The following is a 21,743-nucleotide window of genomic DNA, read 5'->3' as shown; positions in this document are numbered from 1 at the left end:
TCGTATCTTCTAAGACGGGCGAGAGTGCATGAATATCAGCAGGATTCGTAATTTTTCAATCATTGCCCACATCGACCATGGCAAGTCCACGCTGGCGGACCGGTTGCTGGAATACACCGGTGCCCTGACTGCCCGTGAGATGCAGAACCAGTTTCTGGACAAGATGGACCTGGAGCGTGAGCGGGGTATCACCATTAAGGCGCAGACCGTGCGGCTTGGCTATACCGCCGACGATGGACAGGAGTATATTCTCAATCTGATCGATACCCCCGGCCACGTAGATTTTGCCTATGAGGTCTCCCGTTCGCTGGCTGCATGCGAGGGCGGTCTGCTGGTGGTTGACGCCTCCCAGGGAGTCGAGGCTCAGACACTGGCCAACGTCTATCTGGCGCTGGACAATGATCTGGAGGTCTTTCCGGTCCTGAACAAGATAGACCTGCCGGCTGCCGAGCCGGAGCGGGTCAAGCAGGAGATTGAGGAGATCATCGGTATCTCGGCCCAGGATGCGGTGCTGGCCTCGGCCAAGGAGGGGATCGGTACCCGCGAGATACTGGAAGAGATCGTCAAGAAGATTCCAGCTCCCACGGGTGATCCAGCCGCGCCACTCAAGGCACTGCTGTTCGATTCCTGGTACGACCAGTACCAGGGGGTGATCATCCTGGTGAGAATCTTTGACGGTACCCTCAAGAAGGGAGACAAGATTCACCTGATGTCCACCGGCCGCAGCTATGAGGCGCTTAAAGTTGGTGTGTTTGCGCCCGCGATGGTTGAGGTGCCGCAACTGGCAGCCGGCGAGGTCGGTTTTATCATTGCTGGCATCAAGGATGTGGCCGACGCCAAGGTGGGCGATACGGTGACCCTGTTGCACCGTCAGTGCACCGAGATGTTGGCCGGCTTTAAAGAGGTCAAGCCGATGGTCTTTTCCGGCCTCTACCCGATCGACACCTCTCAGTACGAGCAGCTGCGTGACGCCTTGGCCAAGCTGAAGTTGAATGACTCCTCGTTCTCCTTCGAGCCGGAGACCTCGGTGGCGCTGGGCTTTGGTTTCCGTTGCGGTTTCCTGGGGCTGCTGCACATGGAGATCATACAGGAACGACTGGAACGGGAATTCAGTCTGGACCTGATCACCACCGCACCGACGGTTGTCTACAAGGTGCACAAGACTGACGGTGACCTGATCGAGATCGAGTCGGCGGCCCGCATGCCGGAGCCGCAGTATATTGACTACATGGAGGAGCCGTTCATCCTGGCTCATATCCATGTGCCCAACGATTTTGTGGGTGGGGTACTGGCACTGTGCGAGGAGAAGCGCGGTGTGCAGCGGGAGATCAAGTACCTGACCCCGACCCGGGTGATGATCATCTATGAACTGCCGCTAAACGAGATCGTGCTGGATTTTTACGACCGACTGAAGTCGATCACCAAGGGCTATGCCTCGCTGGATTACGAACACCTTGATTTCCGTCAGAGTGATCTGGTGCGGATGAATATCATGATCAACGGTGATGTGGTTGATGCCCTGTCTTTGATCGTGCACCGTGACAAGTCCTACTTCCGTGGCCGCGACCTGGTTTCCAAGATGAAGGAGCTGATCCCGCGCCAGATGTTTGAGGTGGCAATTCAGGCCGCCATCGGTAACAAGGTGATCGCCCGCGAGACCGTCAAGGCGCTACGCAAGGACGTGTTGGCCAAGTGTTACGGCGGCGACATCACCCGTAAGCGCAAGCTGTTGGAGAAGCAGAAGGAAGGCAAGAAGCGGATGAAAAACGTCGGGAACGTGGAGCTGCCCCAGGAGGCGTTCCTGGCGATCCTGAAGGTGGATGACAAATAGGAAGGAACCCATGGCTGAACAGACCGAACAGCAGATACAGGCACCGTCCCCAACGGCGGGTCAGGGACCCGCTAAAAAGAGTGTGGTGCGCGAGTACGCCGAATCGATCATTATTGCCGTTATCCTGGCGCTGATCATCCGGGCCTTTATTGTGCAGGCATTTAAAATACCCTCCGGTTCCATGGAGGATACCCTGCTGATCGGTGATCATTTGTTGGTCAGCAAGTTTATCTATGGAACTGATCTGCCTTTCACTGACAAGCGGCTATTCAAGATTCGTGACCCAAAGCGTGGTGATGTGATCGTCTTTGTCTATCCGGAAGACCCTCGCAAGGATTTTATCAAGCGGGTGATCGGTCTGCCGGGCGATGTGGTGGAGGGCAAGGACAAGCAGGTGTATATCAATGGCCAGCTGTACGTCACGCCCCAGGCGGTACACAAAGAGACGGAGATCATCCCCAAGGAGCAGAACCCGCGGGACACCTTTGGTCCGGTTGTGGTACCGGCAGACTCCTATTTTGTGATGGGCGATAACCGGGACCGTTCCTACGACAGCCGTTTTTGGAAGTTCGTGACCCGCGACCAGATTAAAGGGTTGGCATTCATCAAATACTGGTCCATTGACGGACCCTGGTACAAGTTTAACATCCGTTGGCGCAACATCGGTCGGCTGATCAAGTAATACTTATTTACTACGAACCGGAGGGTTTTTATGGATACGTTGGGCAACTGGAAGCGTTCTGATTATTGTGGCCAGCTGACCGCCAAGGATATTGGGCGTGAGGTGGTATTGATGGGCTGGGCCCTGCGCCGTCGTGACCACGGCGGCCTGATCTTTATCGACCTGCGGGACCGGGAGGGGATTGCGCAGGTTGTTTTCGACCCGGAGGTGAACGCGGCAGCCCATCAGGTGGCCGAAGGGGTACGCAGTGAGTTTGTGCTGGCAGTCAAGGGCACGGTCATCCCCCGTCCGGAAGGCACTGTTAACCCCAACATGAAGACCGGCGAGGTTGAGATTCAGGTGGGTGAGTGCAAGCTGCTCAACCGCTCCAAGCCGCTGCCGTTCATGCTGGACGAGCACAGTGAGGTCAACGAAAATATCCGCCTTAAGTACCGCTATCTGGATATGCGCCGTCCGCAACTGCAGCAGAACCTGATCCTGCGTCATCAGGTGGCCCAGGTGACCCGCCAGTATCTGACAGAAAACGGCTTTTTGGAGCTGGAAACCCCCTTTCTGACCAAGTCAACCCCGGAAGGGGCCCGTGACTTTCTGGTGCCGTCGCGCATCAATCAGGGCCAGTTCTACGCCCTGCCGCAGTCGCCGCAGATATTCAAGCAGATCCTGATGATCTCTGGCTTTGACCGTTATTTCCAGATCGTGCGCTGCTTCCGTGACGAGGACCTGCGGGCCGACCGCCAGCCTGAGTTTACCCAGATCGATTGCGAGATGTCCTTCATCGACCGTGAGGATATCATCACCGTGATGGAAGGCTTGATGGCGCGCGTCTTCAAGGAGGCCAAAGGCGTTGACGTTCAGCTGCCGGTGCAGCGTATGACCTACCAGGAGGCGATCCGCCGCTTCGGAGTGGATAACCCTGACCTGCGTTTCGGCCTGGAACTGGTGGACCTGACCGATATCGTCAAGGGCTCTGGCTTCAAGGTGTTTGCCGAGGTGGCCGCAGGTGGCGGCATCATCAAGGGGATTAACGCCAAGGGCTGTGCCAGCTTTTCCCGCAAGGAGATCGACGATCTGACCAACTTTGTGGCCATTTATGGCGCCAAGGGCTTGGCCTATGTCAAGATGACCCCTGATGGCTGGCAGTCGCCGATCACCAAGTTCTTCAACGAGACCGAGATAGCCGCCATGAATCAGGCCTTCGGCGCCGAAGAGGGTGACCTGCTGCTGTTCGTGGCCGACAAGCCGAAGGTAGTTAACGACTCGCTGGGCAAGCTGCGCAATCAGCTGGCATCGATCCTTAAGCTGACCAATCCCGATGAGTTCCGTTTTGTCTGGATCACCGACTTCCCGTTGTTCGAGTGGGACGAAGATGATAAGCGCTGGTGCGCCGTGCACCATCCCTTCACTGCGCCGATGGATGAGGACGTGGACTATGTTGAATCTGATCCTGGCCGCTGCCGGGCCAAGGCCTATGACCTGGTGCTGAACGGCAACGAGATTGGCGGTGGTTCGATCCGTATCCATCAGGAGCAGGTTCAGTCGCTGATGTTCAAGATGCTGGGCCATTCCGAAGAGGACAAGCGGGCCAAATTCGGCTTCCTGTTGGATGCCCTGGAGTACGGCACGCCGCCCCACGGCGGTATCGCCTTCGGTCTGGACCGTCTGATTATGCTGCTGACCGGTTCCGAATCGATCCGTGACGTGATCGCCTTCCCCAAAACCCAGAGGGGCACCTGTCTGATGTCGGAGGCGCCGTCAACCGTGGACAGCAAGCAATTACGCGAGCTTGGCGTCCGTTTGGCTGCCAGCGTTGCGGGTGGTGCCAGCTAGGGTGCCATTGCTGACACGCGGCATACTGCTGGCGGCAGTACTGTTGCTGGCCGGTTGCGCCAGCACTGAGCCGGTCTGGCGCGAGCGGGCACAGTGGTCTCTGGAGCAGCTCGCCTATGAAACAGCACCCGAGCTGCGTCCTGAAGCCTATCGCAGCATGCTGGAAGCCTTTGAGCAGGGTGAGGCGGTCTACCTGAAGCAGAGAGACGCTGAACAGGCCGATCAGCTGTATCGTCTTGCCTTCCAGAAAGGGCAACTGCTGAAGATGGAGCTGGACGAGTTCCGTGCGCACCAGCTTGCAGAGGCACAGCGGCAGGCAGAAATCGAGCGGCAGCGGCAGGCTGAAGAGCGTAAGCGTATTGAGGAGGAGGCCCAGGAAAGAAAGCGGAAGGAACAGGCCGCCCGGGAGCTTGCGGCAGCCAAGGCTGCACAGGCGGAACAAAACGCCGTTGCTCTTCGTGAGCGCCCCGCAAGCTACTCGGTCCGACGGGGAGAAACTTTGCCCCAGATAGCGGCCCGCCCTGAGATCTATAACGAGGCCGGGCTTTGGCCGTTGATCTACCGCGCCAACCGCGATCAGGTGCGTGACCCCTATCAGCTGTGGCCAGGGCAGGTCTTGAAGATTCCCCGTTCCTATTCACGCGAGGAGGCTGTTGAGGCCCGCCGTCAGGCAGGTCGCCGGTAGCTCGAAGCGGGTGATTGCCGGTAGGTTTTGCTCGCCTTTCCTGTGAAAAACATAACGATTTTTCCTTGACAGCCCATACCCTTTTGCATACTGTATACAGGATTTTGTAGACGATATAACTTACTGTAATTGTAACATGTTGCAATTTATATATTTTTCCATATATCCGAAAACGGTTTAGTATTTCCATTCGACCGTAAGGGAACAAAACCATAAGGAGATAACATGGCAACTGAATCAAAGATTATCTGGTCTAAGATTGATGAAGCTCCCGCACTGGCAACCTACTCGCTGCTGCCGATCGTTAATGCCTTCACCAAGGCTGCTGGCGTGGCGGTTGAAACCCGCGACATCTCTGTTGCCGGCCGAATCATTGCCAACTTTCCCGAGTACCTGACCCCTGAGCAGCGGATGCCGGATTACCTGGCTGAGCTGGGAGAACTGACCCAGAAGCCTGAGGCCAACATCATCAAGCTGCCCAACGTCAGTGCCTCGATCCCCCAGCTGAAGGCTGCCATCAAGGAGCTGCAGGAGCAGGGCTACAAGCTGCCGGATTACCCGGAAGAGCCCAAGACCGATGCAGAAAAAGAACTGCATGCCCGCTACGCCAAGTGCCTTGGTTCCGCCGTGAACCCGGTGCTGCGTGAAGGCAACTCCGACCGCCGTTCGGCAAAGGCTGTAAAGGAATACGCCAAGAAACACCCCCATAAGATGGGTGCATGGACACCCGAGTCAAAAACTCATGTGTCCTGGATGGAGTCCTCGGACTTCTATGAGAACGAAAAGTCTGTAACCATGGAAAAAGCAGGCAATGTCAAGATTGAGTTTGTTGACAAGGCCGGTAAGGTCACCGTGCTGAAAGAGAAACTGGCCCTGCAGGCTGGCGAGATCCTTGACGGTACCTTCATGAGCGCCAAGGCACTGCGGAAATTCATTCAGGAGCAGATTGATGACGCCAAGGCCAAAGGGGTGCTGTTCTCGGTACACCTCAAGGCCACCATGATGAAGATCTCCGACCCGATCATGTTCGGTCATTTTGTTGAAGTTTACTACAAGGACGTCTTTGAGAAGCATGCTGCCACCTTCAAGGAACTGGGCGTTAACCCGGACCTGGGTATGGGCGATCTGTACCTGAAGATTGCCAAGCTGCCGGAAGCCAAGAAGGCTGAGATTGAGGCTGACATCCAGGAAGTCTACAAGAAGCAACCGCCGCTGGCCATGGTTGACTCCGACAAGGGGATCACAAACCTGCACGCCAGTAACGACATCATCATCGACGCCTCCATGCCGGTGGTGATCCGTGACTCCGGCGGTATGTGGGGTCCCGACGGCAAGCTGCACGATGTCAAGTGCGTCGTGCCTGACCGCTGCTATTCACGCTGGTATCAGGTATGCGTTGATTTCTGCAAGAAGCACGGCCAGTTTGATCCGACCACCATGGGTTCAACCTCCAACGTTGGTCTGATGGCTCAGAAGGCTGAAGAGTACGGCTCCCATGACAAGACCTTCAAGATTGCTGCTGACGGTACCGTTCGCGTGCTTGATGAGGCCGGCAACGTGCTGATGCAGCATGAGGTTGAGGCAGGCGATATCTGGCGTGGTTGCCAGGCGAAAGATCTGCCGATTCAGGACTGGGTCAAGCTGGCAGTCCGTCGTGCCCGTGCCACCGGTGCACCGGCTATCTTCTGGCTGGACAAGAACCGTGCCCACGATGCCCAGATGATTCTGAAGGTGAACAAGTACCTCAAGGATCACGACACCAACGGTCTCGATATCCAGATCATGGCACCGGTTGAGGCTATGCAGTTTACCTGTGAGCGTGCAAAGGCCGGTAAAGACACCATCACCGTTACCGGTAACGCCCTGCGGGATTACCTGACCGACCTGTTCCCGATCCTGGAACTGGGCACCAGCGCCAAGATGCTCTCCATCGTGCCACTGCTGGCCGGTGGTGGCCTGTTCGAGACCGGTGCCGGCGGCTCCGCTCCCAAGCACGTGCAGCAGTTTGTTCAGGAAGGCTACCTGCGTTGGGATTCACTGGGCGAGTTCCTGGCCCTGGCCGTCTCCCTTGAGCACCTGGCAGCTACCTTCAAGAACGAGAAGGCACAACTGCTGGCCGATACCCTGGATCAGGCCAACACCAAGTTCCTGGATAATAACAAGAACCCGGCCCGCAAGGTTGGTCAGATCGATAACCGTGGCAGCCACTTCTACCTGGCCATGTACTGGGCCGAGGCCCTGGCTGCACAGACCAAGGATGCTGAGCTTGCAGCCCGTTTCGCCAAGGTGGCCAAGGCGCTGCAGGAGAACGAAGAGAAGATCAATGCAGAGTTGATCGGTGCCCAGGGCAAGCCCCAGGATCTGGGTGGCTATTACAACACCGACCCGGTCAAGACTGAAAAGGCAATGCGTCCCAGTGCTACCTTGAACGCCATTGTCGACGCGATCTAGTTCGTGTATGCACGGGGAGCCGGTGTTCGCCGGTTCCCCGTTTTACCTTTTGTATGTAGCCTGTAGTTTGTTGGATTAAACAACACTATCAACGAGGAGGAAGAACCAATGGGACGTAAGAAGATTGCATTGATTGGTGGCGGTCAGATCGGTGGCGTGCTGGCTCAACTCTGCGCACTGCGCGAGCTGGGCGATGTAGTGATGTTCGACATCGTGGAAGGTATGCCCCAGGGCAAGATGCTGGACATCGCCGAGGCTTCCCCGGTGGACGGCTTTGACGTCAGCCTGAAGGGTACCCAGGATTACAAGGACATCGCTGGCGCCGACGTGGTTATCGTAACCGCCGGTTTGCCCCGCAAGCCGGGCATGAGCCGTGACGACCTGATCGCAACCAACTCCAAGATCATGACCTCCGTTGCTGAAGGCATCAAGCAGTACGCCTCCAACGCCTTCGTGATCGTTATCTCCAACCCGCTGGACGCTATGGTTACCCTCTGCCAGAAGGTGACCGGTATGCCCGCCAGCCGCGTGGTTGGTCAGGCCGGCGTACTGGATTCGGCTCGTTTCAAGGCTTTCATTGCCTGGGAACTGGGCGTGTCCGTGAAGGACGTTTCCGCCATGACCCTTGGTGGCCACGGCGACGACATGGTGCCGCTGGTACGTTACGCTGCTGTCAACGGCATTCCCGTTATGGAACTGCTGGAGCAGAAGTACGGCGCTGACAAGGCCAAGGAAGTGATGGAGGCCATGGTAAACCGTACCCGTCTGGCCGGTGGCGAAGTGGTTGCCCTGCTGAAGACCGGTTCCGCTTTCTACTCCCCGGCTTCCTCCGCCATCGCCATGGCTGAGTCGGTGCTGAAGGATCAGAAGCGCGTGCTGCCCACCTGCTGCCTGCTGAACGGTGAGTTCGGCGTCAACGGTTACTATGTTGGCGTTCCTGCCGTACTGGGCGAGAAGGGTGTTGAGAAGGTTCTCCAGTTCAAGCTGGACGCCACCGAGCAAGCCATGATGGACAAGTCTGTTGCCGCCGTTAAAGGTCTGGTTGACAGCCTGGACAGCATCCTGAAGGGCTAACAGCCCGTTCAACGGGTCTGGCAATGCCGCAAAAGAAGGGCGGATTTATCCGCCCTTCTTTTGCCACATCAAGGGCCCACTATTTTACGCTTCAGAATACGGATAAAAGGAGCAGATCCCGATGTCAGAAGAAAAAAAGTTGCCGAGAATTGAAATTATCGAGAAGTACTGCAAGGGGTGCCATATCTGTGTGGAATTCTGCCCCAAGAAGGTACTCGAAATGAAGGGCTTCGTCGTGTCCGTCAAGGACCTGGATGCCTGTATCAAGTGTATGCAGTGCGAACTGCGTTGCCCCGACTTTGCCATTAAAGTCCACGCTGAATAACAAGACGGGAGGAATTGACTGTGTCCAAGAAAGTTGCTTTTCTGCAAGGTAACGAGGCAGCTGCACACGGCGCGCTGTACGCTGGTTGCAAGTTCTTCGCCGGTTACCCGATTACCCCCTCGACCGAAGTGGCCGAGGTAATGTCCGCTGAGCTGCCCAAGGTGGGCGGCAAGTTCATCCAGATGGAAGACGAGATCGGCGCCATGGCTGCCCTGCTGGGCGGCGCCCTGGCCGGTCAAAAAGCCCTGACCTCCACCTCGGGCCCCGGTCTGTCCCTGAAGCAGGAGCTGATCGGCTACGGCTGCATCGCCGAGATCCCTTGCGTGGTGTACAACGTTATGCGGGGCGGCCCCTCCACCGGTATGCCGACTGGTCCTTCCCAGTCCGACGTGATGTGCGCCCGTTGGGGTACCCACGGCGACCACGCCACCATCGCCCTGATGCCTGCCTCGGTGCAGGAAACCTACGACATGATGGTACGTGCCTTCAACCTGGCCGAGAAGTACCGTATGCCGGTCCACGTCCTGCCGGACGAGATCGTGGCCCACATGCGTGAGCGGATTGAATTCCGTGAGCCGGGCGAGCTGGAAGTGATCGACCGTGCCGCTCCGTCGGTTCCCCCGGCCGAGTACAAGCCCTACGACACCAAGTTTGGTGATGTGCCTCCCCTGGCTGCCTTCGGTTCCGGTTACAAGTTCCACGTGACCGGTCTGAACAAGCTGCCGGACGGCTTCCCCACCACCAAGGCCGAGTACGTACAGGCTGAGGAAGAGCGTCAGATCCGCAAGGTAATGGCCAATGTGGACGAGATCGTTGATTTCGAAGAGTTCAAGCTTGAGGATGCTGAAGTGGTTGTGGTGGCTTATGGTTCCACCTCCCGTTCGGCCCGCTATGCCGTGAACGCTGCCCGTGAGCAAGGCATCAAGGCCGGCATGTTCCGGATCAAGACCTTCTGGCCGTTCCCGGACAAGCAGATCAAGGCCCTGGCCGCCAAGGTCAAAGGCTTTATCGTTCCGGAGATGAACCTGGGTATGTGCAGCCTCGAGATTGAGCGTTGCGCCCAGGGCAAGGCCCAGATCCTCGGGATCAACCGGGTCGACGGCGAGCCGATCAACCCCGATCAGATCGTTGAGAAGATCAAGGAGGTTAAGTAACCATGGCTTTTGATTACGAAAAGTATATCCGTCCGGGCAAGCTGCCCCATATCTGGTGCCCCGGCTGCGGCCACGGCATTGTCATGAAGGGCCTGATCCGTGCCATGGACACTCTGAACCTGAAGAAGGAAGAGACCGCCATCGTTTCCGGTATCGGTTGCGCCTCCCGTCTGCCCGGCTACATCGATTGCTGCACCCTGCACACCGCCCACGGTCGTGCAGCTGCCTTCGCAACCGGCGTCAAGTTGGCCAAGCCTGAGATGAACGTCATCCTGGTGGGCGGCGACGGCGATGGTACCGCCATCGGCGGTAACCACTTCATCCATGCCTGCCGTCGTAACATCAACATGACCTACATCATCATGAACAACTACATCTACGGCATGACCGGTGGCCAGTTCTCTCCTGCTACCCCCACCGGCCACAAGGCTTCCACCACGCCCTACGGCAACCCCGATCCCAACTTCGACATCGCCAAGTTGGCCATCGGCGCCGGCGCCAGCTTCGTGGCCCGTGGTACTGCCTATCATGCCAACCAGATCGACAAGCTGATCGCCGAAGCGATCCAGCACAAAGGCTTCTCCGTGGTGGAGATCCTGGATGACTGCCCCACCACCTACGGCCGTCGCAACAAGTACAAGTCGGTTGTCGAGATGATGAACCGCCTGAAAGACGTTGCCGTGCCGGTTAAGGCTGCCGAGAAGATGACTGCCGAGCAACTGGAAGGCAAGATCCTGACCGGTGTGCTGCACAAGGTGGAGCGTCCCGAGTACTGCGAAGAGTACGCCAAGGTTATTGAGCGCGCCGGCGGCAACAAGTAGGAAACGGTCTTTTTCCGCCCTGGCATAGCCAGTCGGCGTGTTGGTTTGTGCGGCGTACTGTAAAGTACGCCTCCGCACCATCCACTTGACTGTCAAACCCAGGACGAAAAAATCCTCGTTTCCTTAGAGAGAATATCACTCTGAAAAGGAGAACATAGATGTCCAGGTATGAACTACGTTTTTCCGGCGCCGGCGGACAAGGTCTGATCACTGCGGGGATCATCCTTGCCGAAGCCGCCTCGATCCATGAAGGCAAGCAGGCTGTCCAATCCCAGAGCTACGGCCCTGAGGCTCGCGGTGGCGCTTCCAAGTCCGAGGTCATCATCGCTGATGCACCGGTTGACTATCCCAAGGCAACCCGCGTCGACGCCCTGTTGGCCCTGACCCAAGAGGCATGCGACAAGTACAGTGCCGATCTGAAAGATGACGGCATTCTGCTGTACGATACCGACTTGGTAACCAAGCTGCCGGCTGGCAACTTCAAGAAAGTTGGTTTTGACATCATCAACACCGCCAAGAACGAAGTTGGCCGCGAGATCGTTGCCAACATCGTTGCCCTGGGCGCCATGATCGCCCTGACCGGCGTCGTCTCCCGTGAAAACGGTGAGAAGGCCGTTCTCTCCCGCGTGCCCGAGGCATTCCTGGAGCTGAACAAGAAGGCCTATGCCACCGGTTTTGAGAAGGCTCTGGCTGCTTCCAAGTAGTAGGAACGATGTTCATGTAATTGGCCCGGTGCGTAAGCGCCGGGCTTTTTTTGTGGTAAGCTGTCAAGCGTGGTCTGCTGAAAGGAGTTGCTATGAGGGGTAAAACAATCCTGATCACCGGTGCGTCGTCAGGGTTTGGCGCGGCCGCCGCCCGTATCTTTGCTGAGGAAGGCAATCGTCTTGTTGTGGCGGCTCGCCGGCTGGAACCATTGTTGGCCCTGCAACAGGAGTTGGCCGACCGAGTCCAGGTACTGCCGCTGGTGCTGGACGTGCGGGAGCGGACGGCTGTGGAGGCTGCCGTGGCGTCACTGCCGGCAGGGTTTAGCGAGATCGACCTGCTGGTCAACAACGCCGGCTTGGCCCTGGGGCTGGAACCCGCCCAACAGGCATCGCTGGATGACTGGGATACCATGGTGGATACCAACATCAAAGGCCTCACCTACATGACCCGCTGTCTGCTGCCGGGGATGGTGGCCCGCAACCGCGGCCACATTATCAACATCGGCTCCACAGCCGGTGCCTGGCCCTACGCCGGCGGTAACGTGTACGGCGGCACCAAGGCCTTTGTGGAGCAGTTTTCCCGCAACCTGCGCACCGATCTGCTCGGTACCATGGTCAGGGTCACCTGTATTGCGCCAGGCATGGCAGAGACCGAGTTCTCGCAGATCCGCTTCAAGGGCGACCAGCAGAAGGCTGGCAGGGTGTATGAGGGCTGCCAGCCGCTAACAGCCGAGGATGTGGCTGGTATCATCAAGTGGGTTAGTGACCAGCCGACCCATGTCAATGTCAACCACCTGGAGGTGATGACGATTCATCAGGCCTGGGGACCGCTGGCGGTGCACCGAACGAATCCTTGAGGTGGTTGCGTTCGGCAGGATCAACAGGTATAGTCGGGCCTGAAACGTGTACAGGCAAGGAGTTTAGGTGTTGTCATGCTCTTGATGATCGATAATTACGACTCATTTACCTTTAACATTGTCCAGTATCTGGCCCAATTGGGTGAAGAGGTGCACGTGGTGCGCAACGACGAGCTTGGCGTTGCGGATATTGCTACGCTACGACCCGATCGGATCGTGGTTTCACCTGGGCCCTGTTCGCCCGAAGAGGCCGGTATCTCAGTGGCGGCCATCCGTGAGTATGCCGGCAAGATTCCCCTGTTGGGGGTCTGCCTGGGGCATCAGTCGATTGGTGCCGCCTTTGGCGGCACGGTGGTGCGCAGCGTTTCGCTGATGCATGGCAAGACTTCGCCGATCCACCACGATGGTCAGGAGCTGTTTGCAGGGTTGCCTAATCCGTTCAATGCCACTCGTTATCATTCGTTGGTGGTGGAACGGTCGACGTTGCCTGATTGCCTGGAGGTGACGGCCTGGGTGGAGAATGGCGAGATCATGGGGATGCGCCACCGTGAGCTGCCGGTGTGGGGGGTGCAGTTTCATCCCGAATCGATCCTGACTGAGGGGGGCATGCAGTTGCTGGATAATTTTCTGCAGCTTTCCCGCCGCTATCCGGTGCAGTTGTGAACAGCCCGCTGCGCGCTGAGTATCTGATCATCGGTGCCGGCATCATCGGGCTGGCCCTGGCCCGCGAACTACGCCACCGTTTTCCCCAGGCCGACATCCTGGTGATCGATAAAGAGAGCGATGTGGCCTTTCACGGCAGCGGTCGCAACAGCGGCGTACTGCATGCCGGATTCTACTACACGGCTGATTCCCTGAAGGCCCGTTTCACCCGTGACGGCAACCGGATGATGAAGGAGTATGTCAAGGCGAAGGGGCTGGCGATCAACGAATGCCACAAGGTGGTGGTGGCCTCTGACGAGAGTGAGATCGAAGGGGTACGCGAACTGCAGCGTCGTGGCGAACGGAACGGCGTGGATGTGCGGATTATCGATGAGCAGGAGCTGGCCGAGATCGATCCCAACGCCCGCACTACTCAGATCGCCCTCTACTCGCCGACCACTGCCACCGTTGACCCGGTCCAGGTCTGCCAGGCATTGAAAGATGATCTGCAGCAGGTCGGCGTTCGTTTCCTGTTCGGCCAGGGCTATCTGCGCCGTGAGGGGGACAGCAGTATCGTCACCACCGGCGGTCTGCTAATCGAGGCCGGATTGATCATCAACGCCGCCGGCCTGTATGCCGACCGGATTGCCCGCGACTACGGTTTTTCGCAGCAGTACACCATCATCCCCTTCAAAGGTATCTACCTGAAATACACCAGGCCGGACAAGCCGATCCGCACCAACATATACCCGGTACCGAACTTGAAAAATCCGTTTTTGGGTGTGCATTACACGGTAACCGTGGACGGCACCATCAAGATCGGTCCCACCGCCATCCCGGCCTTCTGGCGCCAGAACTACACCGGGCTGGAGCATTTCAACGCTGGAGAACTGCTGGAGATCATCGGCTGGGAGTCACGGCTGTTCCTGGCCGACAGTTTCGGGTTCCGTTCACTGGCGTTGGGTGAGCTGAAAAAATACGACCGGGCCTACTTTACCGGTTTGGCCACCAAGATGGTCAAGCAGATCGATACCGCCGGGTTCAATCAGTGGAGCAAGCCCGGCATCCGGGCGCAGTTGTTACATACAGGCACCAAAGAGTTGGTGCAGGACTTCGTGGTGGAGGGAGACGGCCGCAGTGTCCATGTGCTGAATGCCGTGTCACCGGCCTTTACCTGCAGCTTTCCCTTTGCCGCCTGGGTTGTGGACCATCATATCAACAAGGAGCAACAGCCATGATTATCGTTACCGGCGGCGCCGGGCTGATCGGCAGCGCCGTGGTCTGGCGTCTCAACCAGCTGGGGCATGAGAATATCGTTATCGTAGATCACCTGGGAACCAGCGACAAGTGGGCCAATCTGGCCCCCTTGCGGTTCAAGGATTACCTTGAAAAGGATGATCTGCTGCCGCTGTTGGAGAGCGGTGATCGTTGTCCGGTTGGTACCCAGCGGGTACAGGCTGTCATCCATCTGGGGGCCTGCTCTTCAACCACCGAGCAGAACGCCAGCTACCTGATTCGCAACAACTTCGAATATTCGAAACGGCTGGCACGTTTTGCCCTGGAGAACGACGCACGTTTTATCTATGCCTCCAGCGCCGCCACCTACGGCGACGGTGCCCTGGGGTTCAGCGATGACGAATCACAGTTGACCAGCCTGCGGCCGCTGAACGGCTATGGCTACTCAAAGCAGCTGTTTGACCTGTGGTTGCAGCAGCATGGCATGCTGGACAAGGTGGCGGGGCTCAAGTATTTCAACGTGTTCGGCCCCAATGAACAGCACAAAGGGGAGATGCGTTCGGTGGTGCTGAAGGCCTTTGAGCAGGTGCAGGCCGCAGGCTCCATGACCCTGTTCCGTTCCCACCGTTCCGAGTACGGTGACGGCGAGCAGCTGCGTGATTTTGTTTACGTGAAGGATGCTGTGGCCATGACCCTGTTCTTTCTGGAGCGGCCCGAGGTCAATGGTATTTTCAACATCGGAACCGGCCAGGCCCGTTCCTGGAACGATCTGGCCCATGCCCTGTTTGCCGCCCTGGGCAAGGCGCCCCAGATCAGCTACATCGACATGCCGGAGCATATCCGGCCCCGCTACCAGTACTATACCTGCGCCGACAACGCCAAACTGCGTTCCGCTGGCTATGCTGATGAACTGCGGTCACTGGAAGATGCCGTGGCAGATTATGTACGAGGTTATTTGCTGTCGGGTCTGCATCTGGGAGATGCGCCACCAGTGGCCTGAGAGGCCGATGGTCTGTCCTGCTCAGCGGCTTCCTGCGACACCGTCAGTGCCGATGGCGGACGTGCTACGCAGAGGTCGAACGGAAGTTCAAGATAGAAGCTACTCCCCTTGCCAACGGTACTCTCAACGCGTATCGTCCCACCCATGGCCAGCGCCAATCGACGGCAGATCGAGAGCCCCAAGCCGGTACCGCCGTGTTTGCGGGTATGCGACATGTCCGCCTGCACGAACGGCATGAAGATTTGCTCATGCTGTTCCGGGGCTATGCCGATCCCGCTATCGGCCACACAGATTGAAAGGGTTGCCTGAGCCCCCGACAGGTGCAGCGGTTTGATGCTCAGGCTGATGGTCCCCTGATCGGTAAACTTGATGGCATTGTCCATCAGTATGTCGATGGCCTGGATGAAGCGTTGTTCATCTCCCAGGATTGTTTCCGGAGCCTGGTCGTCAATGTTAAGGCTGAGCTGCAGGCCTTTGGTCTGGCAGTCCTTATGTCGTTTTTTTATGTACGCTGTCAGTGAGTCGCGCAGCAGAAACGGAGCCTTGCTGAGCTGAACACCGCCAGCCTCGATGGCGGTCAGGTCCAGCAGGTCATTGACCAAGGCCAGCTCCTGTTTGCCGCCGACAGTGATCATGGTCAGATAATCGCGCTGCTCTTGATTGAGCGTAGTCATCTCCAGCAGTTGGGCGCCGCCCATCACGGCGTTGAGCGGGGTGCGCAGTTCGTGGCTGATGGTGGCCAGAAACTCGCTTTTGGCCCGGTTGGCGTCATCTGACAACTCCTTGGCTGCGCGCAAGGTCTGCTCCAGCTCTTTGTGCTCACTGATGTCGGTTACGGTGCCCACATGGCCGATTACCTTGCCGTTTGCATCCTGCATGATACTGCTTTGTCCATAAACCCAGGTTGTCTTGCCGTCCGGGCGCATGAAACGGTACTCCAGTCTGAAAGGTCGTTGCTCACTGATGGTGCGCTGCCAGGCACCAAACACGTTCGCGCGGTCGTCAGGGTGAATAACCTGAAGCCAGCCATCGTCATGGGCCTGTTGCGGTGTGATGCCGGCCAGCAGGCACCACTGGTCATTCACAAAGATGCAGGATCCGTCAGAGGCGGTCTGAAATACGCCGGTGGGTGACGATTGGGTCAGTGCGGCAAACCGCACCTGGCTGTTGGCAAGCGCACCTTCAGTTGACATCAAGACTGTTTTTTGGCGGCGGTAGAGGTTGTTGCCGCCGATCAGCAGGGCCAGACCCAGCAGCCAGATGCCACCATGGGCCACCCGTAAGCCTTTCAGCGCCTCTTCGGCAACCAGCTCGTGTTTCAGTAGCGGAACAGCGGTACTGATGCCACCACGGATGCCACCTACCGGTATGCCGGTGTCGGCATGGCACTTCAGACAGCCTTTTTCCATAAACATCGGCAGGATAAGCCGAAGATAGCGTTGGCTGTCGATTATACTCACCTGGCTTACGCTGTGGGTAGCCCCTTGTTGCAGTTGGTGCAGTGCCTCACGTTCCCATTCATCAGGTGCATTAATGGGATTTTTGAGCATCAGGCTGGTGATATGGCCTTTGACGCCGTACTGTTCACTGAATAGGGTCATCAGCTGACGGGTCATATAAGCCGGGTTCATCAGGGTCAACTGACCGCCATCGGTTGTTGTCACATCCCGCTTAGGGTGGTTCAGCCACGGGTTCGGAGGGGTCTCGGCAGTGGGGTGCACATACACGCCGCCGTGCATGGTGGCCCAGCGCCGGTATGCCAGATCCTTGTTGATGACGGTTTCCGCCTCAAGACGCGCATTTTCGAGCACCTTGTGCTGTACCAGATGCTGGTTCCAGAGCAGTGACCCACCCATCACCATGGTCCATGCCAAGGCCAGCCCGAGCAGCGGCAACCATTCATGTCCCGACGCCGCTATGTTCCAACCCCGTTTGGGCATATTGTCTTATTTAATGCCTTTTTTGTGCATGGTCGGTCCGTATTGCTTGTCCATCCCCTGGATATGGTTGATCAGCCAGTTCTTGAGGAAGTTCATGATCTCCTGCCCCAGGGCGGTGCCGGCCCGGTATTTGGCCAAAATATCGTTGAGTTGGTTCACCAGCGCCTCGTGGGCCTTTTTCTGGTCGGCCAGACCGGCATAGTTGGCCTGCTGCATCAGCTGTTCCTCGTGGCTGAAGTGGGTCTTGGTGTAGGCCACCAGCTCGTCAAGGATGGTGCCGATGGCTTCGTTGCTACGGCCTGCGCGCATCGCGGCATATAGGTTGTTGATGATGTCGATCAGCCGTTGGTGCTCCTGATCCATCTGCTTGACCGTGACACTGTAGCTGTTGCTCCAGACAATCAGTTTACCCGATTCGGAGAGCTTGAACTGGCCGACCACCTTCTGCAGCTCTTCGGAAAGACGGGAAAGGTGTTGGGCTGTCCCCACGGTGGTCCGGGAGTGCTCCATGGTCTGCTGGGCAATGGTGGTGATCTGATGAATGTTGTTGCTGATCTCGCTGGTGGTGGCGGTCTGCTCTTCAGCTGCAGTGGCAATCTGTTGTACCTGCAGGTTTACGGCATTGATTTCATCCTGAATACGCCGCAGTGCCTCGCCGGAGCGGGCTGCCTCTTCAGTGCCCTGTTCTACCTCGGCAACCCCTTCTTCCATGGCCGATACAGCGGTTTTGGTCTCCTGCTGGATCGCTTTGATCATCTGGTCGATCTCGCGGGTCGCCTTGGTGGTGCGCTCGGCCAGGGCCCGCACCTCGTCGGCCACCACGGCAAAGCCGCGCCCCTGTTCGCCGGCCCGGGCCGCTTCGATGGCGGCATTTAAGGCCAGCAGATTGGTCTGATCGGCAATATCCTGGATGGTGCCGATGATCGAACCGATCTGGTCGCTGCGTGCTCCCAGTCCTTCGACGGTCTGGGCCGAGGCCTGTACCCGTTCAGCGATGCGTTGCATCACGCTGATCGATTTTTCCACCACTGCCGCCCCGTGGGCAGCCGCTTCATTGGCCCGGTCGGCACCTTCGGCCGCCAGCATGCAGTTCTGGGCGATATCGCCCGAGGTGGCGGACATCTCCTCGCTGGCAGTGGCCACGGTGATGGCCTGCGAGGCCACATCCTCGGCACCGCTTACCATCTCCTGGGCATTCTGCTGCATTTCTCGGGATGAGCCGGCAACGTGGGTCGCTGAATCAGAGAGTGTGCCGATCAGCTCTCGCAGCGAATTGACCATGTTCTGGAATGACACCGACAGTTGGCCCACCTCGTCGCCGGTATCTACCTCCACCTGCACGCCCAGGTCGCCAGTGGCCACCTTTTCAGCCCCGCTGGCCAGCTGTTTAAGCGGTCTGGTCATGCTGCGTGCAAAGCTGATGATGATCAGCAGTCCGACGCCGATATTGGCGATGATGATCAGGATAATCCAGACCCGGGTGGTCTTGGATATGGCCAGGGCCCTGCTGCTCTCCTTTTCCGACTGGTCAATGGCGAACTTTTCCAGCTTATCCAGCGCGGCCAGAGCCTGGTTGAAGCTCTTGCTGGATGCACCCATTATCAGCGCCGCGCTCGTCGCCTGGTCGGCCCCTTGCTGGGCAGCGTCCTTGATAGCTGGGTAGGCCGCCAGATAGGTCTCCCAGGCCTGCTTGAACTCGTCATAGACGGCCTTTTCCTCCGGGGAGGCGAGCAGTTTCTCGTACGCGGCCTGTTCCTGCTTGAATTTTTCGGTCATCGATTCGTTTCGCTGGGCGTACTTTTCCTTGTCGGCAGGTTGTGGTGCAATCACCATCAGCAGCTCTCCGCGTCGATGGCTGCCCAGTAAGGCGTTCATGGCGGTTACGGAATGGATGGCCGGAATCTGCGTTGTGGCGATCTCGCTGGCCAGTGTGCCGATTCTGCTGTTCTGTACGATGGCATAGATGCCCAATACACTGGAAAGCAGGATGACGATCAGGAAGGTGATAATCATCTTGGTGGCGATGGTAAGCTTGGTGAGCATGCTGATCCTCCAGAAGGGGTAAAAGGTGTCTGCAGGTAGTCTATCGCGGAAGCGTTAAAGTTCAAGCAGACGAATCTATTGTTTTCTTGTGCAGTAGGGGTCTTTGTTGCTGAAGGGGTCCAGTCCGAAGCTGGCGGTGACCGCCATGCAGCCGCCGCAGACGGGGCGCAGATCGCAGCCGATGCATGCTGTAGAGCCGGAGCGGTAGCGGGTTGCCAACTCAGAGCCGTAGATTGTTTCGAGGGACTGCTCCCGGATGTTGCCAAGCGGAGAGGGCAGCTTGCGGCAGGCGTGGACTTCACCGTCGGAGAGGATCGAGAGGAAGTTGAAGGCTGCACCGCAGCCAAAGCCGGCGCAACCACCAAACAGTGGCCGCTCCTGTTGCTCAAACACACAGTTGAGCAGGCTGTCCTTGAGTGCCAGTACTGGTATCTCCGGAAGTGCAGCATGATAGCGCTTGAGAAAGTCCTGGTACTCTTCAATACTGGGTAGCGCGAGCTTGGCACCCTCCCCGAACAGGGCCAGGCGGTTGAAGGTAAGGCCACCGGTTATCCCGGCCAACTCGCGGCCCAGCGGGAGCACCTGATTAAGGTTGGCCTTGGTCAGGGTCAGCATGACCAGATTGGGGATACCCAGTTCGGTTAAGAGTTTCAGGAAGGCTACGGTGCGACGGTAGTTGCCTGAGCCGCGAATCTGATCGTTGTGCTGTTCGAGCCCTTCCAGGCTGACTTGATAATAGACCGGCGGTTGGATTGCCATCATCCGTTCCAGGGTGGCACGGTCGCTGGCATTGCCCAGGATGGCGATCATCAGGCCGTGGTCGGCGGCTGCCTGGTATAGCTCGAAGAAGCGGGGGTGCAGCAGCGGGTTGCCGCCGGTCAACGTTACCTGGGGGCGTACAAAGCGCTGCCGGCAGAAGTCCCGCAACTCTTGCATCAGCCCGAGGGCGCGATCAAAGGGGAAGTCAGCCCTGTGACTGCGGTCATAGCAATGCTTGCAGGACAGGTCACAACTCTGGGTCAGGTGCCACTGCAGGGTAAAGACCTCGGCCGCAGCACGGTCGGTGGGGCGACGCAAGCGGGATGACGGTGATAGCAGAATGCCGGAGTGTATCGCGGCACTCAGCAGATCATCGATAACAGCGACGGAGACCCCTGCGGTCCGGGCGGCCTGCTCGGGACTGATCTCCTCGGCCACCAGTTTGATGGCCAGTAGCTGTTCCGGCTTGGCCGCAGTGCAACGCAGGCGGTTACTCGAAGGCTCTCGCCAGACCGCGACCATTTCTTCACCTGCGGTAACCTGGGCAAGCCGCTCTTCGCTGATGGCTGTCACGAGTGGCGGCAGGTTGCGCCAGCCCAGGGTGACCAGTTCCAGGGAGGGATTCAGGCAGAGGCTGGTCAGTTCTTCCCGGGATGGGATGACAGCCGTCAATGAGCGGTGACAAAGCAGTTCTAGTCGGGCCAGCGTTGGAAGCCATGGCAGGTGGTGCGGGTCCTGGCCGTTGGCCAGGTAGTCTGGAATGTCTTCCAGGGCGAGCGTTTTCTGTGCAGTACCGATAGTGCGGTCCCAGGCAGCCTGGCCCATCAATGTGCGGGTGGTGGGGAAAATGGCAGTTACCTCGTCAGGCAGCTTTTGCCTCGATGAACGGGCGGCGGACGTCTTCTAGTAACGTCTGCCGCCCGGATGCTGCAGCCAACTACTTGTTTTGGGTACCACCGGTACCCGTGGCGCCACCTCAGCCACTGGCACCTCAACCGCTGGCGCCAGGCTTTTGCCCTGGTTTTTCAGCAGGTTTTTGTTGAACAGGTTTCTGTTCTTCGGCAGCTTTGTCCTTGTCTGTCTTTTTGTCCTCGGCGCTCCCGGCGCCGGTTTTGCCGCCTCAACCACTGCCCGAACCCTGTTGCTGGGTGCTCCCGGCACCCTGTTTCCCGCCTCAACCACTGGCTCCCTGGACCTGCGTCGGCAATGCGACTCCCGCCATCAGGCTGGCAATGCCGAGTCCTGCCACCGCTTTTTTAATCGTGTCCTTGTCCATGCTGCTCACCCCCCTTCCGGATCAACTTCGATCAGGCAGAGATTTTACCACAGTGAGCCAGATGTCAAATCGGTAAAAGCGATAGGTCTATTGCTGGGGTGGTTCCGGTTTAGCAGCACCGCCGCAACCGGACGCACCGCCACAACCGCTCATCCCCGGTTTGGCAGGAGCTGCACCTTCGGCTGCCGGTGCCTTCATGGCGTCATTCTTGTTTTTCTTCATCTCAGCGCATTTCGGGCATTTATCCATGCCGCCGCAACCGCTGGGGCCTGCCTGTGGGGCTGGCTTGGCACCGTCGGCGCTTTGTGCCGGGTGTACATGCTCTGCTGCAGCGGGTGCTGACAGCCCTGCTACCAGTCCGGCAATACCCAGCCCAGCAACGAAGTTTTTGATGGCGTGGTGGTCCATGTCGTGTTCTCCCTGTTTTACTCGTGAT

Annotated in this window: 19 protein-coding genes; 14 read left to right on the top strand and 5 right to left on the bottom strand. The window is 58.0% G+C overall.

What is annotated here, in order from left to right; all coding sequences use genetic code 11:
- Positions 1-28: 28 nt before the first annotated feature.
- The 14 genes from lepA (at position 29) to rfaD (ending at position 15,289) form a co-directional block, all read left to right on the top strand.
- Complete coding sequence (lepA, locus tag RBQ93_RS02445) at positions 29-1,831, top strand: translation elongation factor 4 (protein ID WP_320370420.1); 1,803 nt, start codon at positions 29-31, stop codon at positions 1,829-1,831.
- Positions 1,832-1,841: 10 nt separating this feature from the next.
- On the top strand, positions 1,842-2,513 hold the full coding sequence (gene lepB / locus RBQ93_RS02440) for a signal peptidase I (RefSeq protein ID WP_320370419.1): 672 nt from the start codon (positions 1,842-1,844) through the stop codon (positions 2,511-2,513).
- A 30-nt stretch (positions 2,514-2,543) separates the two neighbouring features.
- Entirely contained in the window at positions 2,544-4,340 is a 1,797-nt protein-coding gene (gene aspS / locus RBQ93_RS02435) for an aspartate--tRNA ligase (RefSeq protein ID WP_320370418.1), read from the top strand.
- 1 nt (position 4,341) lies between these two features.
- On the top strand, positions 4,342-5,025 hold the full coding sequence (locus tag RBQ93_RS02430) for a LysM peptidoglycan-binding domain-containing protein (protein ID WP_320370417.1): 684 nt from the start codon (positions 4,342-4,344) through the stop codon (positions 5,023-5,025).
- Positions 5,026-5,250: 225 nt separating this feature from the next.
- Positions 5,251-7,476 (top strand): NADP-dependent isocitrate dehydrogenase, encoded by a 2,226-nt coding sequence (locus RBQ93_RS02425; RefSeq protein WP_320370416.1) that lies wholly within the window; start codon positions 5,251-5,253, stop codon positions 7,474-7,476.
- 108 nt (positions 7,477-7,584) lie between these two features.
- Entirely contained in the window at positions 7,585-8,550 is a 966-nt protein-coding gene (gene mdh, locus RBQ93_RS02420; protein WP_320370415.1) for a malate dehydrogenase, read from the top strand.
- A 121-nt stretch (positions 8,551-8,671) separates the two neighbouring features.
- Positions 8,672-8,875: a 4Fe-4S binding protein gene (locus RBQ93_RS02415; protein WP_320370414.1), complete on the top strand. Its 204-nt coding sequence runs from the start codon at positions 8,672-8,674 to the stop codon at positions 8,873-8,875.
- 20 nt (positions 8,876-8,895) lie between these two features.
- The gene (locus RBQ93_RS02410) at positions 8,896-10,029 is read left to right on the top strand and encodes a 2-oxoacid:acceptor oxidoreductase subunit alpha (protein WP_320370413.1); all 1,134 of its coding nucleotides are present in this window, start codon (positions 8,896-8,898) and stop codon (positions 10,027-10,029) included.
- 2 nt (positions 10,030-10,031) lie between these two features.
- The gene (locus RBQ93_RS02405) at positions 10,032-10,850 is read left to right on the top strand and encodes a 2-oxoacid:ferredoxin oxidoreductase subunit beta (protein WP_320370412.1); all 819 of its coding nucleotides are present in this window, start codon (positions 10,032-10,034) and stop codon (positions 10,848-10,850) included.
- Between the two features lie 158 nt (positions 10,851-11,008).
- Positions 11,009-11,554, top strand: a complete 546-nt coding sequence (locus RBQ93_RS02400) for a 2-oxoacid:acceptor oxidoreductase family protein (protein WP_320370411.1) — start codon at positions 11,009-11,011, stop codon at positions 11,552-11,554.
- A gap of 92 nt (positions 11,555-11,646) precedes the next feature.
- A complete protein-coding gene (locus RBQ93_RS02395; RefSeq protein WP_320370409.1) occupies positions 11,647-12,411 on the top strand; it encodes an SDR family NAD(P)-dependent oxidoreductase in 765 nt (254 codons plus the stop codon).
- 75 nt (positions 12,412-12,486) lie between these two features.
- Entirely contained in the window at positions 12,487-13,074 is a 588-nt protein-coding gene (locus RBQ93_RS02390; protein WP_320370408.1) for an aminodeoxychorismate/anthranilate synthase component II, read from the top strand.
- Complete coding sequence (gene lhgO, locus RBQ93_RS02385; RefSeq protein WP_320370407.1) at positions 13,071-14,291, top strand: L-2-hydroxyglutarate oxidase; 1,221 nt, start codon at positions 13,071-13,073, stop codon at positions 14,289-14,291. The genes RBQ93_RS02390 and lhgO overlap by 4 nt, the downstream gene beginning before the upstream one ends.
- Positions 14,288-15,289, top strand: a complete 1,002-nt coding sequence (gene rfaD / locus RBQ93_RS02380; RefSeq protein ID WP_320370406.1) for an ADP-glyceromanno-heptose 6-epimerase — start codon at positions 14,288-14,290, stop codon at positions 15,287-15,289. Before lhgO ends, rfaD begins: the two co-directional genes overlap by 4 nt.
- On the opposite strand, the gene RBQ93_RS02375 is transcribed toward rfaD, so the two are convergent.
- The 5 genes from RBQ93_RS02375 to RBQ93_RS02355 all read right to left on the bottom strand — a co-directional run bounded on the left by RBQ93_RS02375 (position 15,241) and on the right by RBQ93_RS02355 (position 21,715).
- Positions 15,241-17,229, bottom strand: coding sequence for an ATP-binding protein (locus tag RBQ93_RS02375; protein WP_320370405.1), 1,989 nt, complete (start codon positions 17,227-17,229; stop codon positions 15,241-15,243). The two genes, rfaD and RBQ93_RS02375, sit on opposite strands and share 49 nt — an antisense overlap.
- 6 nt (positions 17,230-17,235) lie before the next feature.
- A complete protein-coding gene (locus RBQ93_RS02370) occupies positions 17,236-19,272 on the bottom strand; it encodes a bacteriohemerythrin (RefSeq protein ID WP_320370404.1) in 2,037 nt (678 codons plus the stop codon).
- A gap of 75 nt (positions 19,273-19,347) precedes the next feature.
- Positions 19,348-20,880 (bottom strand): thio(seleno)oxazole modification radical SAM maturase SbtM, encoded by a 1,533-nt coding sequence (gene sbtM / locus RBQ93_RS02365; RefSeq protein ID WP_320370431.1) that lies wholly within the window; start codon positions 20,878-20,880, stop codon positions 19,348-19,350.
- A gap of 325 nt (positions 20,881-21,205) precedes the next feature.
- The gene (gene sbtA, locus RBQ93_RS02360; RefSeq protein WP_320370403.1) at positions 21,206-21,307 is read right to left on the bottom strand and encodes an SbtA family thio(seleno)oxazole RiPP natural product precursor; all 102 of its coding nucleotides are present in this window, start codon (positions 21,305-21,307) and stop codon (positions 21,206-21,208) included.
- Between the two features lie 87 nt (positions 21,308-21,394).
- A complete protein-coding gene (locus RBQ93_RS02355; protein WP_320370402.1) occupies positions 21,395-21,715 on the bottom strand; it encodes a hypothetical protein in 321 nt (106 codons plus the stop codon).
- Positions 21,716-21,743: the final 28 nt, after the last annotated feature.

The organism is Trichlorobacter sp. (genome assembly GCF_034008105.1).
GTDB lineage: Bacteria > Desulfobacterota > Desulfuromonadia > Geobacterales > Pseudopelobacteraceae > Trichlorobacter.
The sequence above is the reverse complement of the archived record's forward strand: the minus strand, read 5'-3'. Positions and strand labels throughout refer to the sequence as shown.

Excerpts from the sequence above, each read along its gene's own strand:
- lepB (WP_320370419.1), top strand. The coding sequence starts at position 1,842 with ATGGCTGAACAGACCGAACAGCAGATACAGGCACCGTCCCCAACGGCG.
- RBQ93_RS02390 (WP_320370408.1), top strand. The coding sequence starts at position 12,487 with ATGCTCTTGATGATCGATAATTACGACTCATTTACCTTTAACATTGTC.
- RBQ93_RS02370 (WP_320370404.1), bottom strand. The coding sequence starts at position 19,272 with ATGCTCACCAAGCTTACCATCGCCACCAAGATGATTATCACCTTCCTG.
- RBQ93_RS02355 (WP_320370402.1), bottom strand. The coding sequence starts at position 21,715 with ATGGACCACCACGCCATCAAAAACTTCGTTGCTGGGCTGGGTATTGCC.
- lepA (WP_320370420.1), top strand. The coding sequence starts at position 29 with ATGAATATCAGCAGGATTCGTAATTTTTCAATCATTGCCCACATCGAC.
- mdh (WP_320370415.1), top strand. The coding sequence starts at position 7,585 with ATGGGACGTAAGAAGATTGCATTGATTGGTGGCGGTCAGATCGGTGGC.
- RBQ93_RS02405 (WP_320370412.1), top strand. The coding sequence starts at position 10,032 with ATGGCTTTTGATTACGAAAAGTATATCCGTCCGGGCAAGCTGCCCCAT.
- RBQ93_RS02375 (WP_320370405.1), bottom strand. The coding sequence starts at position 17,229 with ATGCCCAAACGGGGTTGGAACATAGCGGCGTCGGGACATGAATGGTTG.
- RBQ93_RS02425 (WP_320370416.1), top strand. The coding sequence starts at position 5,251 with ATGGCAACTGAATCAAAGATTATCTGGTCTAAGATTGATGAAGCTCCC.
- sbtA (WP_320370403.1), bottom strand. The coding sequence starts at position 21,307 with ATGGACAAGGACACGATTAAAAAAGCGGTGGCAGGACTCGGCATTGCC.
- RBQ93_RS02415 (WP_320370414.1), top strand. The coding sequence starts at position 8,672 with ATGTCAGAAGAAAAAAAGTTGCCGAGAATTGAAATTATCGAGAAGTAC.
- aspS (WP_320370418.1), top strand. The coding sequence starts at position 2,544 with ATGGATACGTTGGGCAACTGGAAGCGTTCTGATTATTGTGGCCAGCTG.
- rfaD (WP_320370406.1), top strand. The coding sequence starts at position 14,288 with ATGATTATCGTTACCGGCGGCGCCGGGCTGATCGGCAGCGCCGTGGTC.
- RBQ93_RS02395 (WP_320370409.1), top strand. The coding sequence starts at position 11,647 with ATGAGGGGTAAAACAATCCTGATCACCGGTGCGTCGTCAGGGTTTGGC.
- RBQ93_RS02400 (WP_320370411.1), top strand. The coding sequence starts at position 11,009 with ATGTCCAGGTATGAACTACGTTTTTCCGGCGCCGGCGGACAAGGTCTG.